At 44.5% G+C, this 15,813-nt stretch carries 14 protein-coding genes; 9 read left to right on the top strand and 5 right to left on the bottom strand.

Annotation, left to right across the window (positions count from 1 at the left end):
- Positions 1-28: 28 nt before the first annotated feature.
- Complete coding sequence (gene rlmE, locus N5P32_RS15195; RefSeq protein WP_265729873.1) at positions 29-649, bottom strand: 23S rRNA (uridine(2552)-2'-O)-methyltransferase RlmE; 621 nt, start codon at positions 647-649, stop codon at positions 29-31.
- Positions 650-748: 99 nt separating this feature from the next.
- On the opposite strand from rlmE, the gene N5P32_RS15190 reads away from it, so the two are divergent.
- The 3 genes from N5P32_RS15190 (at position 749) to N5P32_RS15180 (ending at position 1,994) form a co-directional block, all read left to right on the top strand.
- Complete coding sequence (locus tag N5P32_RS15190; protein ID WP_265729872.1) at positions 749-1,051, top strand: YhbY family RNA-binding protein; 303 nt, start codon at positions 749-751, stop codon at positions 1,049-1,051.
- Positions 1,052-1,152: 101 nt separating this feature from the next.
- On the top strand, positions 1,153-1,464 hold the full coding sequence (locus N5P32_RS15185) for a hypothetical protein (protein WP_265729871.1): 312 nt from the start codon (positions 1,153-1,155) through the stop codon (positions 1,462-1,464).
- Positions 1,465-1,595: 131 nt separating this feature from the next.
- On the top strand, positions 1,596-1,994 hold the full coding sequence (locus N5P32_RS15180; RefSeq protein ID WP_265729870.1) for a hypothetical protein: 399 nt from the start codon (positions 1,596-1,598) through the stop codon (positions 1,992-1,994).
- A gap of 75 nt (positions 1,995-2,069) precedes the next feature.
- Here N5P32_RS15180 and erpA read toward each other — a convergent pair whose 3' ends face one another.
- Positions 2,070-2,417 carry an iron-sulfur cluster insertion protein ErpA gene (gene erpA, locus N5P32_RS15175; RefSeq protein WP_265729869.1) on the bottom strand — a complete coding sequence of 116 codons (348 nt, stop codon included), beginning with the start codon at positions 2,415-2,417 and terminating at the stop codon, positions 2,070-2,072.
- Positions 2,418-2,483: 66 nt separating this feature from the next.
- Positions 2,484-4,070 carry a peptide chain release factor 3 gene (locus tag N5P32_RS15170; protein ID WP_265729868.1) on the bottom strand — a complete coding sequence of 529 codons (1,587 nt, stop codon included), beginning with the start codon at positions 4,068-4,070 and terminating at the stop codon, positions 2,484-2,486.
- A 316-nt stretch (positions 4,071-4,386) separates the two neighbouring features.
- On the opposite strand from N5P32_RS15170, the gene N5P32_RS15165 reads away from it, so the two are divergent.
- The 6 genes from N5P32_RS15165 (at position 4,387) to phnE (N5P32_RS15140) (ending at position 11,401) form a co-directional block, all read left to right on the top strand.
- On the top strand, positions 4,387-6,279 hold the full coding sequence (locus N5P32_RS15165; RefSeq protein ID WP_265729867.1) for an ATP-binding protein: 1,893 nt from the start codon (positions 4,387-4,389) through the stop codon (positions 6,277-6,279).
- Positions 6,280-7,647 (top strand): sigma-54-dependent transcriptional regulator, encoded by a 1,368-nt coding sequence (locus tag N5P32_RS15160; RefSeq protein WP_265729866.1) that lies wholly within the window; start codon positions 6,280-6,282, stop codon positions 7,645-7,647.
- A 218-nt stretch (positions 7,648-7,865) separates the two neighbouring features.
- The gene (gene phnD, locus N5P32_RS15155) at positions 7,866-8,909 is read left to right on the top strand and encodes a phosphate/phosphite/phosphonate ABC transporter substrate-binding protein (protein WP_265729865.1); all 1,044 of its coding nucleotides are present in this window, start codon (positions 7,866-7,868) and stop codon (positions 8,907-8,909) included.
- Between the two features lie 104 nt (positions 8,910-9,013).
- Complete coding sequence (gene phnC, locus N5P32_RS15150; RefSeq protein ID WP_265729864.1) at positions 9,014-9,799, top strand: phosphonate ABC transporter ATP-binding protein; 786 nt, start codon at positions 9,014-9,016, stop codon at positions 9,797-9,799.
- Complete coding sequence (gene phnE / locus N5P32_RS15145) at positions 9,787-10,581, top strand: phosphonate ABC transporter, permease protein PhnE (protein ID WP_265729863.1); 795 nt, start codon at positions 9,787-9,789, stop codon at positions 10,579-10,581. Before phnC ends, phnE (N5P32_RS15145) begins: the two co-directional genes overlap by 13 nt.
- A 22-nt stretch (positions 10,582-10,603) precedes the next feature.
- A complete protein-coding gene (gene phnE / locus N5P32_RS15140) occupies positions 10,604-11,401 on the top strand; it encodes a phosphonate ABC transporter, permease protein PhnE (RefSeq protein ID WP_265729862.1) in 798 nt (265 codons plus the stop codon).
- Positions 11,402-11,469: 68 nt separating this feature from the next.
- Here the strand turns inward: phnE (N5P32_RS15140) and N5P32_RS15135 are convergent, their stop codons facing one another.
- Positions 11,470-14,598 (bottom strand): efflux RND transporter permease subunit, encoded by a 3,129-nt coding sequence (locus N5P32_RS15135; RefSeq protein ID WP_265729861.1) that lies wholly within the window; start codon positions 14,596-14,598, stop codon positions 11,470-11,472.
- A gap of 3 nt (positions 14,599-14,601) precedes the next feature.
- Positions 14,602-15,792: an efflux RND transporter periplasmic adaptor subunit gene (locus N5P32_RS15130; RefSeq protein WP_265729860.1), complete on the bottom strand. Its 1,191-nt coding sequence runs from the start codon at positions 15,790-15,792 to the stop codon at positions 14,602-14,604.
- Between the last annotated feature and the right edge of the window lie 21 nt (positions 15,793-15,813).

Genomic DNA, 15,813 nt, shown 5'->3' with positions numbered 1-15,813 from the left:
TCTGGCAATCATACCAGAACATATCCCATTAACCCTTATATTGTCTTCCTAATAAGTAAACTTCACGACTTCTTGCGCGCGACGCATCTGGCTTACGCGTTACAACAGACCCAAACTGAGCCCGCATGGTTTTCAGATAATCTTCAAACCCTTCCCCCTGAAACACCTTCACCAAAAAGTTACCTCCTGGTCGCAGCACTTGAGCCGCCATATCTAACGCAAGCTCCACAAGATACATAGCTTGAGGTTGATCAGAAGAACTATTACCACTCATATTGGGGGCCATATCTGAAATTACAAGATCTGCTTTCTCATCTCCAATTTCCGCCAAAATAGCCTCATACACTTCTTGCTCCGTAAAATCCCCCTGAACAAAACGAACACCAGGCAAAGGGGCCATTTCTAAAATATCAGAAGCCACAATCGTGCCATGATCTCCTACCAATTTTGCCGCCACTTGCGACCAACCACCAGGAGCCGCACCAAGATCAACAACACGCATTGCCGGCCGGAACAATTTATCCTTATCGTTTATCTCTATCAGCTTATAACTTGCTCTAGAGCGATAACCATCTTGTTGGGATTTTTTGACATACGGATCGTCAAAATGTTCCTTCATCCAATTATTACTACTTTTTGATCTTGCCACGTTTTCATCATACCTAAATCAGTCAATATTCCGCTATAATATCGCTTAACCTCTTAAGCCTCCAATAAAGAGGGTCAACTAATATGAGAAAATTTGACTATGAGCCTTACAAACGCCCAAAAAAAGCAATATCGCCTAATCGGCCACGCGCTAAATCCAGTGGTTATGATTGCGGGCAACGGTTTAACTGAGACCGTATTAACAGAAGTAGACCGTGCACTAGAAGATCACGAACTGATCAAAGTCCGCATCAGCATTGCTGATCGTGAAGTTCGCACCGCATTGATCGAAGAAATCAGTAAAATCATGAAGTGCGAAACGGTTCAAACCATTGGCAAAGTAGCGCTTTTTTACCGCGCCGCCTTAGAGCCAAACCCAAAACTTTCGAACCTTCTTCGCTAAACCTCGCGATGAGATAGTCTTTTTTGAACAAAAAACAGACTATCTCTAAACTCTTCAAAATAATGGCCGATATCTTTGACAGCTAATCAAGGAGTCGTAACATGCTATTTATAGAGGCGCTAAACAGAGCCAACAACCAACCAAACGAGAAAAAAATCATTTCTCGGGTTAAATATCGCCCTATTGTCAGCAACCAAGACTCGGTCGACCTAAGTTCAGCAGCACACCAAGTAAAAGAAATCTATTTGGAAAGCCAAACCAAAGATGCGCTTACGGCTTCAACAAGCGTTTTTGCCAATCTTATTGAGCATGCTCTCAGTTATATTTTTGAAACCAAGCTCCATCTACACTCTCCAGAAGAACTCGACTTAGACAAAAAAACTGGAAACTTTTTTTACAAGTTCCCCCTATAAATACGGAAAATGGAAGAAAATCAGCAGGCTATCTTGCTCCTGAAATACATCGGCGACCGCCCGCAAAGCAATTGATTTTTCATATTCCAGTAAAACCTTCATATGGCATTCCTGTCGACATGACACTTCTTATGTCGCCACATAACGGATCACCAGAGACATTGGACTTTTTCCACTCATTTCCAAAGGAAAACAGCCTAACTGTGTTAAGAACCCCTTATCCTCCAGAGTTCCTAGACCAACAAGTAAAGCATCACCATATTCTACTCGATCAGGATGGCGAAGCAGACCAACTGTCCGCACTGTATGCTCATGCCAACCAAAGCCGACTCATTGAGCAAAACCCAATTCCTACGCAACTGTGTGGGTTAAGAATTTGGCGCACAAAAAACAACGCCCTAAACCCTATTGTATTGGGCGACAAACACATTGGCCTTTTATTTGTTGGTCATTACAAAGCACAAGAAGGCAATGCCATCAGCGCTGAAGAAAGAGCGCGCCAAGCCTCTAACCTCTACACAAAAGCCTAACACAGAGCAATAAAAAAGCCCCTCTCGCCAAAACGAGAAGGGCCATTAGAAAACATACCGATACTAACAAGATACTTAAATACTAAAACTCGCACCACAACCACAGGTGGACGTAGCATTTGGGTTTTGCACGACAAAGCGAGAACCCTCTAGGTTTTCTTTATAGTCCACTTCTGAGCCAACTAGATACTGAAAGCTTAACGGATCAACCACCAAAGTCACTCCATTACGCTTTACTTCGGTATCGTCTTCCTGATGCTCTTCATCAAAGGTAAAACCATACTGAAAGCCGGAACAACCGCCACCCGTCACATAAACACGCAACATGAGTCGATCATTTTCTTCTTCTTCAATCAGCGATTGCAGCTTCGCCGCTGCGGCGTCTGTAAATTCAATAGGATCAATCGATTCAACCATGTTCATACCACTACTAAAACCATTTCGATAATTGAATTATCCGCTTATCCGACTAATTTAGTCAAGTATTGATCAATGTTCACGTGTCGAGCGGAAGCGAACCTGCGGCCATTTCTCTTCAGCCATCATTAAATTCACTCGAGTTGGCGCCAAGTAGGTTAAATGACCACCGCCATCAATGGCCAAATTGTCACGACATTTATTTTTAAACTCTTCAAATTTCTTAGCGTCATCACACTCAACCCATCGCGCGGTATTCACGTTAACAGGCTCATAAATACATTCCACTTTGTATTCGTCTTTCAAACGGTAAGCAACCACTTCATATTGCAACTGACCAACCGCTCCCACAATCAATTCATTATTACGTTGCGGCATAAACAATTGCGTCGACCCTTCTTCAGAAAGCTGCTGAAGACCTTTCTGTAACGCCTTCATTTTCATAGGATCTTTCAAACGGACACGGCGAAACAACTCAGGAGCAAAGTGAGGAATACCAGTAAACTTCAAGTCTTCGCCTTCTGTAAAGGTATCGCCTATCTGAATCGTGCCATGGTTATGCAAACCAATAATATCGCCAGAAAACGCCTCTTCAACGCCTTCACGATCACCTGCGGTGAAAGAAACCGCGTCGGTTACCTTAATGTCTTTACCAATTCGGCAATGACGCATTTTCATGCCGCGACTGTACGTACCCGAACAGACTCGCATAAAGGCAATACGGTCACGATGCTTTGGATCCATATTGGCTTGGATTTTGAAAATAAAGCCAGAGAATTTTTCCTCAGAAGCTTCAACTTTACGGCTGTTCGTTTCACGATCAATCGGCGCAGGTGCCCACTCAACAAAGCCATCCAACATTTCACGAACACCAAAGTTAGACAATGCCGTACCAAAGAACACTGGCGTTAATTCGCCCGCCAAATACGCATCGTGATCAAACTCATGACTCGCACCACGAACAAGTTCGATCTCTTCTACATACGCTTCCCAGTCATCGCCAAGCAACTCTTTCGCTTCATCAGACTCTAACCCTTCAATACGAATATCGTCCATCAAGGTATGACCACGACCGCGAACAAACACATGAATAGTATCGGTATAAAGGTTATATACCCCTTTAAAGAAATCACTCATCCCTATCGGCCATGTGATCGGCGCGGCGGCAATTTTCAGCACCTCTTCCACTTCATCCAACAGCTCAATCGGATCACGGATGTCGCGGTCCATTTTGTTTATGAAGGTCAAAATAGGCGTGTCTCGTAAACGACACACATCCATTAACTTAATCGTACGATCCTCAACACCTTTCGCACCATCAATGATCATTAACACCGAGTCAACTGCCGTTAGGGTTCGGTAAGTATCTTCAGAGAAGTCTTCGTGCCCAGGCGTGTCCAACAAATTCACAGTGCGATCTTTATACGGGAACTGCATCACAGAAGAAGTAATCGAGATACCGCGCTGTTTCTCCATCGCCATCCAGTCAGAAGTAGCGTGCTTATCGCCTTTTCTGCCTTTTACAGAGCCTGCCGTCTGAATTAACTGCCCAAGCAACAGAAGTTTTTCTGTGATGGTGGTTTTACCGGCATCAGGGTGGGAGATGATTGCGAAGGTGCGTCGATCGTTTACTTCGTTTAGAAAATTCTGGTCGGCCATTAAAAGTTCTTTTAAGTTGTACACAGGCGTTATGAACATGCCTGTTATGTTAATCGTGATTTCAATGCCGCCTATTTTCGCTGATCTCGGCCTTATAAACAATCAATGCCTATAGAATTAATCCGGATTCAGACATTTCCCCTCCAGCAGAGCCAGCTCTACCCAATGCGGATTAACAATAGATATATTTTTAATCGCTTGTGATGGGACATTTTTGTCCTCAATATAAGCCAAAACCTAGCGATCATAAGACATTAAAGTTGGCATCAATCTTTCATTAGGTTTCTGAATTATAAAAATAATAAGGTATGAATAAATGGCAATTCCCACGCTTTTATGGCTTCGCAATATCGGTATTGGCGGCAGGCTATTTTTAGCCTTTGTGTTGATCTCCTCTATCACTATTGTTGCAAGTGGTTTGGCGACAAACACCTATCTACAGCTTAGCGACCGCCTTCTGCTACTGAAATACCAAGACATTCCAGGTTTGGATGCGGCGGCTAGACTAAACGACAAAAGCCGACAAATCGTCGCTACGGCACCACTGTTAGTTACCAGTGACGCGTCCATTTCGCGCGAAAAAACCATGAACGAACTGAGCGCCGCCATCAGCGAGATGGACTCTTTGATGCGGAACCTGCCGGACTACAATCGATATTTTCTTGAGCTCATTACGCAAATTCAAAACAGCCTAACGCTCCTAAATCAAAGCGTTGAACGCCGCGAAGCCATAAGACGTGAACTGACCACACAATCATTGCTAATTTTCCCTTTATTTCAGGATCTCATTTTTCAGATAGATCAATTGGAACGCTCGGCAGAATTAGAACAAGTCATTAGTCGGCTATATTATTTTTCAGGCTTAATAGAAAAAGTCAGCAATGATGCCTCATTTAATGAATTGGATTACACCTTTTTGCGACTTGAAAAATTAGGCTCAGAGATTGCCCAATACCTTACTTTGTTGCCTCAGGTGCCACTGCCATTACGTCAATCATTACTCAATTTACTCACCATGAGTTCTCGTCAAGGCGAATTATTCCAACTCAAAAACGAAGAGCTAGACCTGCTCTACCAACAAAGTTTTCTTTTAGAAAATAGCCAGCAACATATTCAACAATTAGCTGCGCAAATCAATCAATATACCAATTACACCAACACCAGCATTCGCGGCTCGCTTGAAGGCGCTATAAAGTCTATTAACAGCAGTATTCGTAATATTCTATTGCTGTCTCTTATAAGCCTAAGCGTTGCCTGCGCTATTTCTTGGTTTTATGTACGTCGCAATGTGTTGCAACGCATCATCGAATTGCAAAGAAACATGCGCGCCATTGCTAGCTCTCAATTGGATACAAAAATACGCATTGTTGGCCATGACGAAGTCTCTAGCATGGCCAGAGATTTACAATACTTCCAGCAAACGGCGATAGCCGTAGAAAAAACCAATCAAGCCCTCGCCGCGGAAATAGAAGAAAGAGTCGCCGCGGAAGCGCAACTAAAAGCCACGCAAAACGAATTAGTCCAAGCAGGAAAGCTCGCAGCGCTAGGGCAGCTTGGTGTGGGCATTACTCATGAAATAAACCAACCCTTAACCGCTATTGCCAGTCATTTGCACACAGCAGGGCGGCATATGGAAAAAGGTCAAATGGACAAGGCCCAAAATAGCTTAGATAAAATCGGCCTGTTACTCACGAAGATCACCCGAATCACCAAACACCTTAAAGCATTCGCTCGCGTTGCCGGCACAGAACGGACGCCAGTTTGCCTAAACACCGTACTCCAAGATGCCATCGAACTCATGTCCAGCCAGATTATAGACCAGCATTGCACTCTGGATTATCAAGCAAGCTCAACGTCATTTTATGTACTCGCTGAACCGATTCGCCTAGAACAAGTCATGGTCAACCTGATTAGCAATGCCGTTGATGCATTATCCAGTGCGCCAGTAAAACAGCTTTCCATTAAGGTATATGAACAAGACAACAAGATAATGATTGATGTCAGTGACACAGGAATTGGTATTGATGAGAGCCAATTAGAACAAATTTTCGACCCGTTTTTCACCCAAAAAGAAGTCGGTCAAGGACTCGGTCTAGGCTTATCAATCAGTTACAACATAGTTCAAGATTTTGGCGGCCAAATTAGAGTGTCATCAACACCAGATGCAGGCAGCCGCTTTACCTTAGAATTAAAAAAGGCAGAAAAATAAATGCTTAATACAATAAAAATAATCCTTATCGACGACGACCAAGCCATCATTGAAGCATTAACAGAAATGCTAGAACTGGAAGATTTTCAAGTAGAAAGCCATAGCAGAGCAGACAAAGCCATCGCTTTGCTTGATAGAAACAGCGCAGCAGTAGTACTCAGCGATGTCAGAATGCCTAAGATGGACGGCATGAATTTACTCGCTCGCCTTCAAAAGCTAGACAATGAGTTACCGGTTTTACTGATGAGCGGCCATGGAGACATCCCTATGGCAATCGAAGCTATGAAAGAAGGCGCCTATGACTTTCTTGAAAAACCCTTGCAGCCAGCTCAGCTGATCAACCAACTGCAACGCGCTGCTGAAAAAAGGCAACTGGTTTTAGAGAACCGAAAGCTAAAGCAAAACCTCGCTCAGCAAACAGGCTTAGAAGCCTTTATTATTGGCGAGTCAGCCGCCATCAAGAACATTCGCCAACATATATCCTCGCTCGCGCAAGCGAATATAGACACCATTATTTATGGCGAAACAGGCTGCGGTAAAGACGTGGTTGCCAGAGCATTGCATCAATTCAGCCTGCGTAATAAAGGCCGATTTATCGCGATTAACTGTGGTGGCATCAGTGAAAGCTTGATTGAAAGTGAGCTATTTGGTCACGAAGCTGGCTCCTTTACCGGCGCCAACAAACGCCATATTGGTAAGATTGAAGCAGCTAATGGTGGTACGCTTTTTTTGGATGAAATAGAAACCATGCCGCTGCCAGTACAAATAAAACTATTGCGCGTTTTACAAGAGCGCACCATTGAACGGGTCGGAAGTACCACACCCATTCCCGTTGAGCTCACGGTTATTGCAGCCAGCAAAGACAACCTTGCTCAACTTGGTGACGAAGGAAAGTTTCGCAAAGATCTGTTTTATCGACTCAATGTTGCAAGCCTGACCATTCCTCCACTCCGAGACAGACCAGAAGACATTTTGCCGCTTTTTCACCACTACGCGCAAAAAGCCGCTGAACATTTCTCTAGGGAATTGCCCAGTATCACGCCTTCGTATCTGGACCATTTAATCCAGCATCAATGGCCAGGCAATGTTCGGGAGCTAAAAAATTCAGCTGATCGATTTGTACTTGGGATTAGCGAAAACTCCCTCGCATCAATAAAACGGAGCGATGACATAAATGGAAGTTATGAAGAACGTATGGATCAATTTGAACGCCATATTATTGAAGAAGGGCTCAGAGCCACCAACGGCTTATTAAATGAAGCGGCCGAGTTACTGGATATGTCACGCAAGACCTTGTATCGAAAAATGAAAAAACATCAATTAGACAAACAGCAATTTAAAACATCCGAAGATGATGGACAAGAATGACCCATTTCCTATTTCCATATGAGACTAACGCGCCCCAAAAAATAGAACAGCCTCAAAAACAAGAAACTAACCATTTGTTTTTTAAGGGCTTATTAGTATTGGCATCGGCTTTGCTCTACATCAGTCAATCCTTCATCCGTGTGGGATTGACTCATCTCCGACAACGGAACCTCCCGACCGGTGATAACAATAAAAAATACATCTCGAGGAAAATAATAATGCCTATTAAATTATTAACAGGTTTAGTGCTTTCTAGTTCATTGCTATTAGGCGCCAGCTCTGCCCTAGCCGAAGATTGCAGCTACCGTGGCGTTCTAGACGATAAGTTCTGTGACGAAAACTACGACCTTGTTGCCGACCTACCAAAAGACTCAAGCCAATGGCGCGATCCAAGTACTCTAGTTTTCACCTACACACCGGTTGAAGATCCCGCGGTTTATAAAGACGCATTCAGTGATTTCCAAAAGTACCTCAGTGAAGTGACTGGCAAAAAAGTAGTGTATTACACGGTTCACTCTAATGCCGCAGAAGTCGAAGCATTGCGCTCTGGTCGATTACACATTGCAGGCTTCTCTACTGGCCCAACAGGCTACGCTGTTAACCTAGGTGGCTTGGTTCCAATTGCCGTAAAAGGCACAGAAGAATCGTTTCAAGGCTACAACTTAATTACCATTGTTCGCAAAGACAGCAGCATTACCAAAATGGCTGACTTAAAAGGCAAAGTGGTTGCTCACACATCTGCGTCATCAAACTCAGGTAACTTAGCGCCTCGCGCCATCTTCCCGGCATTGGGTTTAACGCCCGATAAAGACTATGAAGTGAAATACTCAGGCAAGCACGATCAATCGATCATGGGGGTTTTATCTGGTGACTATGATGCCGCGCCTGTTGCCTCAGATGTTTTCAAGCGCATGGTGGACGCGAAACGCGTGAGCAAAGAGGATTTCCGTATCATTTACACAAGCCCTCGCTTCCCAACCTCCTCCTTTGGTTACGCATATGACCTTAATCCAGAGCTGGTTGAAAAAATCAAAAAAGCCTTTTTCACCTTCCGTTTCCCAGCGGAAATGCAAAAAACCTTTGGCGGCGCTGATCGCTTCTTCCCAATAACTTATAAAGAGGATTGGCAAGTTATCCGTGATATCGCTCACTCATCCGGTACGGCTTACACCAAAGCTGGACTTAAACAACTAGCGGAAGCCGATGCAGCAAAAGCGGCGGCCGCTAAACGTAAAAAAGAAGCCGCCAGTAAAAGCCAATAATCGACTATCCCTAATCGTTTAATCCATTTAAAAAGACGTATTTTAAAAAGACCAACAGCCTGATCCATCAGGTTGTTGGACCTCTTCGCCTGTAGGAAATCATCATGTCTGTCACTCAAAACACAGCTGAGCGTTCAAACTTTCTAGAAATTCGAAACTTAAAAAAAGAATACACCGCAGGAAATCCCATTTTAAAGGGAATAGACATTAACATCACTGAGCCAGGCATCATCGCCATCATAGGGCCTTCTGGAACGGGTAAAAGCACATTACTGCGTTGTATCAACCGTTTAATAGATCCTACGGATGGGCAAATTTTATTTGATGACGCTGACCTTTGCTTAGCCAAAGGCGCTCAACTGCGCAAGCTACGCCGCCAAGTGGGTATGGTGTTCCAAGAATACAACCTTGTTGAACGCTTAACCGTTATTGAAAACGTCTTAACAGGCCGTCTAGGTTACATGTCTGCATGGCAAGCTTGGCGCAGAAAGTTCAGCCAAGCAGACATTAATACTGCATTTGAATTATTAGACGCTGTGGGCTTAACCGAACATGCAAAAAAACGCGCCGATAGCCTTTCTGGGGGACAACGCCAGCGCGTGGGCATCGCAAGAGCGGTGATGCAAAACCCTCGCATTCTATTGGCTGACGAACCAACATCCTCTCTCGACCCAAAAACGGCGGTGGAAATCATGGAGCTGCTTGAACGCTTCTCCGCAGAAAAGAACATTCCAGCCTTGGTCAATATTCATGACGTAAAACTGGCCAGTCGTTTTGCTAAACGTATGATTGGCATGAGCAATGGTGTTGTTGTTTATGACGGCCCTCCTGAAGGCATTACCGATGAACACCTAAAACAAATTTATGGAGGTGAATCATGGCTGGTATAAATGCTTCGCAAAACAGAGAAAATCCATTCAAGCAAAATTGGTTTGTTACTGCTATTTGGCTGCTCGTCATCTGTTATGTGGTTTACTCCTTTAATGCGATGGGTTTAAGTTGGGAGCGCTTTAATGATGGATTAGGCCATGCCAGTAACCTACTAGGTCGCATGGTACCACCTAATTTTAGTCGCTGGTCTTTGCTAATGAGCGGACTGATTGAAAGCCTTGAAATTGCGGTTATTTCGAGTATTTGCGGAATTTTCATTTCGTTATTTCTAGGGTTATTCGCTGCTCGTAACATGATGCCAAGTTGGATCAGTACACCAGTGAGAACGCTTATCGCACTTTGTCGTACCTTTCACCCTGTGATCATTGCGATCTTGTTTGTTAAGAGTGTCGGATTTGGTGCTTTGGCGGGGATATTAACTCTAGTTGTCGCATCGGTTGGCTTTATCGCCAAACTCTTTGCTGAAGCCATAGAAGAAATATCGCTTAAGCAAGTGGAAGCGATCCGTGCCACAGGGGCTGGTTTTACCAGCATCATCTTATTTTCCGTTATGCCTCAGGTATTTTCTCGCTTTATCGGCTTCTCTACCTATCAGCTTGACTCCAACTTGCGTAATTCCACCATGGTAGGGATTGTCGGTGCAGGCGGTTTAGGCGGCACACTATTCTCTGCGTTCCAGCGCTTTGATTACGATTTCGTCGCGGCCATTCTCATCATCATTATTGCTCTAATTATGTTTGGCGAGTTTCTCTCTAACATCGTTCGACGCATTTTTCGCTAGTCTGACCTAGGAGCCTATTTTTATGAACACAATAGATCATCACTGGCAGCGTTTTACGCTAAAGCAAAAACTGTCTCGTTACGCTGTTTATCTTGTTCTTGTTATAGCGTTTGTACAGTCTATTCAATCAGTTGAAGTCATCCCCGAATTCTTGCTGGATGCACCAGAACAAATGGCTGACATGTTCTCTCGTATGTGGCCGATTGATTTCGCGTATTATCCAGATACTGTTCATGACGCCATGGTGGAAACGCTAAATATCGCGACATTAGGTACGCTTATCACATTAATTTTTGCTATTCCGCTGGCGTTAATGAATGCCAGCAATATTGTTAATTCGGTTTGGTGTCATTGGATATCTCGATTTTTCCTAGTGTCTTCTCGCTCGGTAAACTCACTGGTTTGGGCATTACTTTTTGTCTCCATTTTTGGCCCAGGCGTGATCGCTGGTGTCTTAGCAATTGCCTTCCGCTCTATCGGCTTTGTCGGCAAGCTACTTGGCGAGGCGATTGAAGAAGTGAATATGGGTTCTATTGAAGCACTAAAAGCCACTGGCGCGTCTTGGATGTCTATTTTGCTGAAAGGCTATTGGCCTCAGGTACTACCCGCTTTCTTCAGTATCGTCTTGTTCCGTTGGGACATTAATGTCCGAGAGTCTGCTGTATTAGGCTTGGTGGGGGCTGGCGGCATCGGTGTGGTACTTGATGATTCAATGAATCTATTTCAGTGGGATCGTGTTGCCATGTCGCTATTGGCTATTTTCATCATCGTTATCTTGGCTGAAATTGTCGTGGTGAATATTCGTAAACGATTAATCTAGTTATCTTTGATTCATCCATAAAAAAGGAGCCAAATTTGGCTCCTTTTTAATACAGTCAATAACCCGTGTTATTCTGCGGTGTCATCCGTTGTTAGTCCGCTAGGTCGTTTCGGAAAAATACGACGCACAATGACAAAGAATAAAGGTACGAAGAAGATGGCCAGTACTGTTGCCGTCAATGTACCACCTACGATCCCTGAACCAATCGAAATTCGGCTGTTCGCACCCGCCCCAGAAGAAAGCGCCAACGGCAATGTCCCGACCATAAACGCCATAGACGTCATGATAATAGGACGTAGACGTAAGCGAGCAGCTTGAGCCGCCGCATCCCAGACGTTGACACCTCGACGGTAAGCCGCTTCCGCAAATTCCACAATCAAGATAGCGTTTTTAGACGACAGACCAATGGTGGTTAGCAAGGCAACCTGAAAATACACGTCATTTTCCAGACCACGCAAATGCGCCGCTGCCGCTGCCCCAATCACCCCTAGAGGAATGACCAAGATAACCGAGAATGGAACCGTCCAGCTTTCATACAATGCTGCAAGACACAAAAACACAACCAAAATAGAGATGGCATACAGGATTTGCGTCTGTCCACTTGATAAACGCTCTTGGTAAGACAAACCACTCCAAGATCCAGTAACGCCGCCTGGCAATGCATCCGCCACACTCTGCAATTCGTCCATAGCGGCACCAGAACTTACGCCCGTTGCGCCAGAACCTTGAATTTCATAAGAAGCCAAGCCATTAAATCGAGTTAAGCTTTTTGGTCCATATGTCCATTCACTTTCCGCAAACGCAGAGAATGGCGTCATCGTATTGTCACTGCCGCGTACATACCAATGCTGCAAATCCTGAGGGGAAGAACGGTATTGTGCATCACCTTGCATGTAGACGGTTTTTACTCGACCACGATCAATAAAGTCATTCACATAACTACCAGCCCATGCCGTGCTCAGCGTTGCACTGATATCAGACAAAGACAAACCCAGTGCAGAGGCCTTTTCTTGGTCAATATCAATGTGCAACTGAGGGGCTTCAGAATCGGAACCTAAACGCACCCCTGTTAGCAAGGGGCTTGTGTTTGCATTTTGCAGCAACGCATTACGCATCTCTAGCAATGTGGCGCGGTCTGTATTACCTGTCGCCTGTAATTGGAACGTAAACCCACTACTTTGCCCCAAGCCTTGGATAGAAGGCGGAATAAGAGAGAAGATTCTAGCGTCACGAATACCGGCAAAAGCACCATAAGAGCGGCCCACAATGGCACTGGCGGTATTGGCAGGGCCGATACGTTCGCTCCAATCTTTTAGCGCGATAAAGGCCATCCCTGCGTTTTGACCACTGCCCATAAAGTTGAAACCAGAAATGGTGAACGTTGCATCAACATTATTCTTCTCTGTGACCATGAAGTAATGTTCCACTTCACGCATAACTTTATCCGTTCGAGCCATGCCAGCGCCTTCTGGTAACGACACCATCACCATAACTCGACCTTGGTCTTCTGTTGGTAAAAAGCCTGATGGTAAATTCATCATCAAACCCGCTAGGCCAGCAACAATAACGCCGTAACCCAGCATCCAACGAATCGGCTTTTTAATGATCCCGCTGACACCTCCAAAATACTTATCCGTTGCTCGGTCAAAATTACGGTTAAACCAACCACCTAGCCCCTTTTTCGGCGCGTGATGATTCGGTTTTAACATCGTTGCACACAATGCTGGAGTTAGGGTCAATGCCACTACAACTGACAAGGTCATTGCTGCAACAATGGTGATGGAAAATTGACGATAAATAACACCCGTGGAACCACTAAAGAACGCCATTGGCAAAAACACGGCAGACAACACCACGGCAATACCAATCAACGCACTGGTAATCTCCTTCATGGACTTTATTGTTGCCTCTTTAGGCGACAACTTATCCTCTTCCATAACTCGCTCAACGTTCTCTACGACAACGATCGCATCGTCCACCAGCAACCCAATCGATAGAACGATACCGAACATGGTCAAGGTGTTTATCGAAAAGCCAAACAATTCTAAAACACCGAAAGTACCCAATAACACTACAGGCACTGCAATGGCAGGAATCAAGGTAGCGCGCCAATTTTGCAAGAAAACAAACATCACGATAACCACCAACAAGATGGCTTCAAAAAGTGTTTTAACCACTTCTTCAATCGAGATTTTAATGAAACTTGTGTTATCAACAGGGAAAGACAATTTATAACCATCTGGCAAACTGCCAGATAAGCCATTTAAGACACTTTTAACCGCTTCCGACGTGGATAATGCATTCGCACCAGGCGCCAACATAACCGCCATACCAGAGGCAGGATGGCCATTTAAACGAGCAATATACGAATAGCTTTCACTGCCCAATTCCACTTTGGCGACGTCACTTAAACGCACGGTCGCACCACTGTCATCGTACGCAAGAATAATGTCTCGAAATTGCTCAGCGGTTTGTAACTTAGACTGTGCAGTCACCGTTACATTTAGTTCTTGCCCTTGAACAACGGGGTAAGCCCCTAAGCTACCGGCCGCTACTTGCGTGTTTTGCGCTGTTACTGCTGAAGACACATCAGAAGGCATCAGCTTATAAGAAGCCAATTTCAAAGGATCAAGCCAAATACGCATCGCATATTCAGCACCGAACACCTGAATACTACCAACGCCATCCACGCGAGAAACTGGATCCTGAATGCTGGATACTAGGAAGTCTGAAATGTCATTTGCCGAGTCTGAATCTGTTTCATCATACACCGCAGCAACCATTAAAAAGTCCGAATTAGACTTTTTAACCGTGACGCCATTTTGCTGAACCGAAGTGGGTAAATTAGACGTAACTTGCTGAATTTTATTTTGAATCTGTACTTGAGCGATGTCCGCATCCGTACCTTGTTCAAACGTCACATTAATACTCGTACGACCACTTGAACTACTGGAAGATGAAAAGTACAACAGTCCATCTAAACCGGTAAGCTGTTGCTCTAATATTTGTGTAACACTGTTTTCCACCGTTTCCGCAGACGCACCAGAATAAGTCGCAGAAATACTGATCGTAGGCGGTGCCACATTAGGGTATTGAGAAACAGGTAGATTCAAAATAGAAGCAAGACCGGCCAACATTATGGCGATGGAAATAACCCACGCGAATACAGGACGATTTATAAAAAATTGAGCTAACATAGATTACTTCCCTTGATTCGAAGAACCATTAACATTGGCAGCAACAATTGCACCGGTCTTACTGTCTCGAACCATTTCAACAGTAGTCACTTCGTTTCCTGCTCTTACTTTTAATGAACCTTCAACAATCACTTTGTCGCCTGCATTTACGCCATCAAGTACCAACCATTGATTATTAATAGTGCGGTCTACTTTCAATACTCGACTTTCAACAATGTTTTTCTGATTGACCACCAACGCAATTGGATTGCCTTTTACATCACGAGAAACACCTTGCTGAGGCACTAAAATAGCTGCGTTGTGTGTTAACTCATGGATCAAGCCACGTACAAACATACCCGGTAACAAAAGGTTGTCTGGATTAGGAAATTCAGCACGAAGCGTTACACTACCAGTCGATTCATCCACACTCACTTCACGTGCTTTAAGGGTTCCTTCTTCTTGGTAAGTGGTGCCATCTTCCAAAACAAGAGTCACTTTATTTGAGCCTTTCTCCACACCATCAAGCGACAAGAAAGAGCGTTGCTTAAGCTGATCCAGACTGGTTTGGGCCAAGTCAACAAAGATCGGGTCCAATGATCTCACCGTCGTCATAACCGTTGTTTGGCTACCCGTTACTAGCGCCCCTACGGTGACTTGCGAAATACCAATTCGGCCATCAATTGGCGCTCTGATTTTTGTGTAATCCAAATTAATCTTGGCACTCTCCAAGGCCGCTTCGGAGCCTTTTTGTTTTGCTTTGGCTTCTAGAAATGCCACTTGCGCATCATCAAGATCTTGTTGTGATACATTGTTTTGTTTGCGAAGCTGAGTATAACGCTCATACTTTAGCTGAGCCGACTTCAAGCTTGCATTGGACGACTCTAAATCTGCCTGAGCTTGTTTATAAGAAGACACGTAAGTGGAATCATCCAACTCATAAAGCAAGTCACCAGTGTTGACATCTTGACCTTCTTCAAAGAAACGCTTCTTTACAATACCGCCCACTTGAGGACGAATTTCAGCCACCAAACTTGACGTTGTACGACCAGGCAATTCCGCCATCAGATCTGTTTTTTGAGGCTGAATAACAACAACACCAACCTGTGTTTTGGGTGCGGACGGTACAGCAGCAGACTTGGGTGCCTCCTCCTGACAACCAGCCAGCAATAGGACAAGCAACGCACTTGCAACATATTTACATTTAGACAACATTGAGGAGACTTCCTTTCGAGA

This window comes from Marinomonas pontica (assembly GCF_026191375.1).
Lineage (GTDB): Bacteria > Pseudomonadota > Gammaproteobacteria > Pseudomonadales > Marinomonadaceae > Marinomonas > Marinomonas pontica.
This window is presented reverse-complemented; position numbering and strand designations above follow the sequence as displayed.

Excerpts from the sequence above, each read along its gene's own strand:
- N5P32_RS15135 (WP_265729861.1), bottom strand. The coding sequence starts at position 14,598 with ATGTTAGCTCAATTTTTTATAAATCGTCCTGTATTCGCGTGGGTTATT.
- N5P32_RS15165 (WP_265729867.1), top strand. The coding sequence starts at position 4,387 with ATGGCAATTCCCACGCTTTTATGGCTTCGCAATATCGGTATTGGCGGC.
- phnE (WP_265729862.1), top strand. The coding sequence starts at position 10,604 with ATGAACACAATAGATCATCACTGGCAGCGTTTTACGCTAAAGCAAAAA.
- erpA (WP_265729869.1), bottom strand. The coding sequence starts at position 2,417 with ATGAACATGGTTGAATCGATTGATCCTATTGAATTTACAGACGCCGCA.
- N5P32_RS15190 (WP_265729872.1), top strand. The coding sequence starts at position 749 with ATGAGCCTTACAAACGCCCAAAAAAAGCAATATCGCCTAATCGGCCAC.
- phnC (WP_265729864.1), top strand. The coding sequence starts at position 9,014 with ATGTCTGTCACTCAAAACACAGCTGAGCGTTCAAACTTTCTAGAAATT.
- N5P32_RS15185 (WP_265729871.1), top strand. The coding sequence starts at position 1,153 with ATGCTATTTATAGAGGCGCTAAACAGAGCCAACAACCAACCAAACGAG.
- phnE (WP_265729863.1), top strand. The coding sequence starts at position 9,787 with ATGGCTGGTATAAATGCTTCGCAAAACAGAGAAAATCCATTCAAGCAA.
- phnD (WP_265729865.1), top strand. The coding sequence starts at position 7,866 with ATGCCTATTAAATTATTAACAGGTTTAGTGCTTTCTAGTTCATTGCTA.
- N5P32_RS15160 (WP_265729866.1), top strand. The coding sequence starts at position 6,280 with ATGCTTAATACAATAAAAATAATCCTTATCGACGACGACCAAGCCATC.
- N5P32_RS15130 (WP_265729860.1), bottom strand. The coding sequence starts at position 15,792 with ATGTTGTCTAAATGTAAATATGTTGCAAGTGCGTTGCTTGTCCTATTG.
- N5P32_RS15170 (WP_265729868.1), bottom strand. The coding sequence starts at position 4,070 with ATGGCCGACCAGAATTTTCTAAACGAAGTAAACGATCGACGCACCTTC.
- N5P32_RS15180 (WP_265729870.1), top strand. The coding sequence starts at position 1,596 with ATGTCGCCACATAACGGATCACCAGAGACATTGGACTTTTTCCACTCA.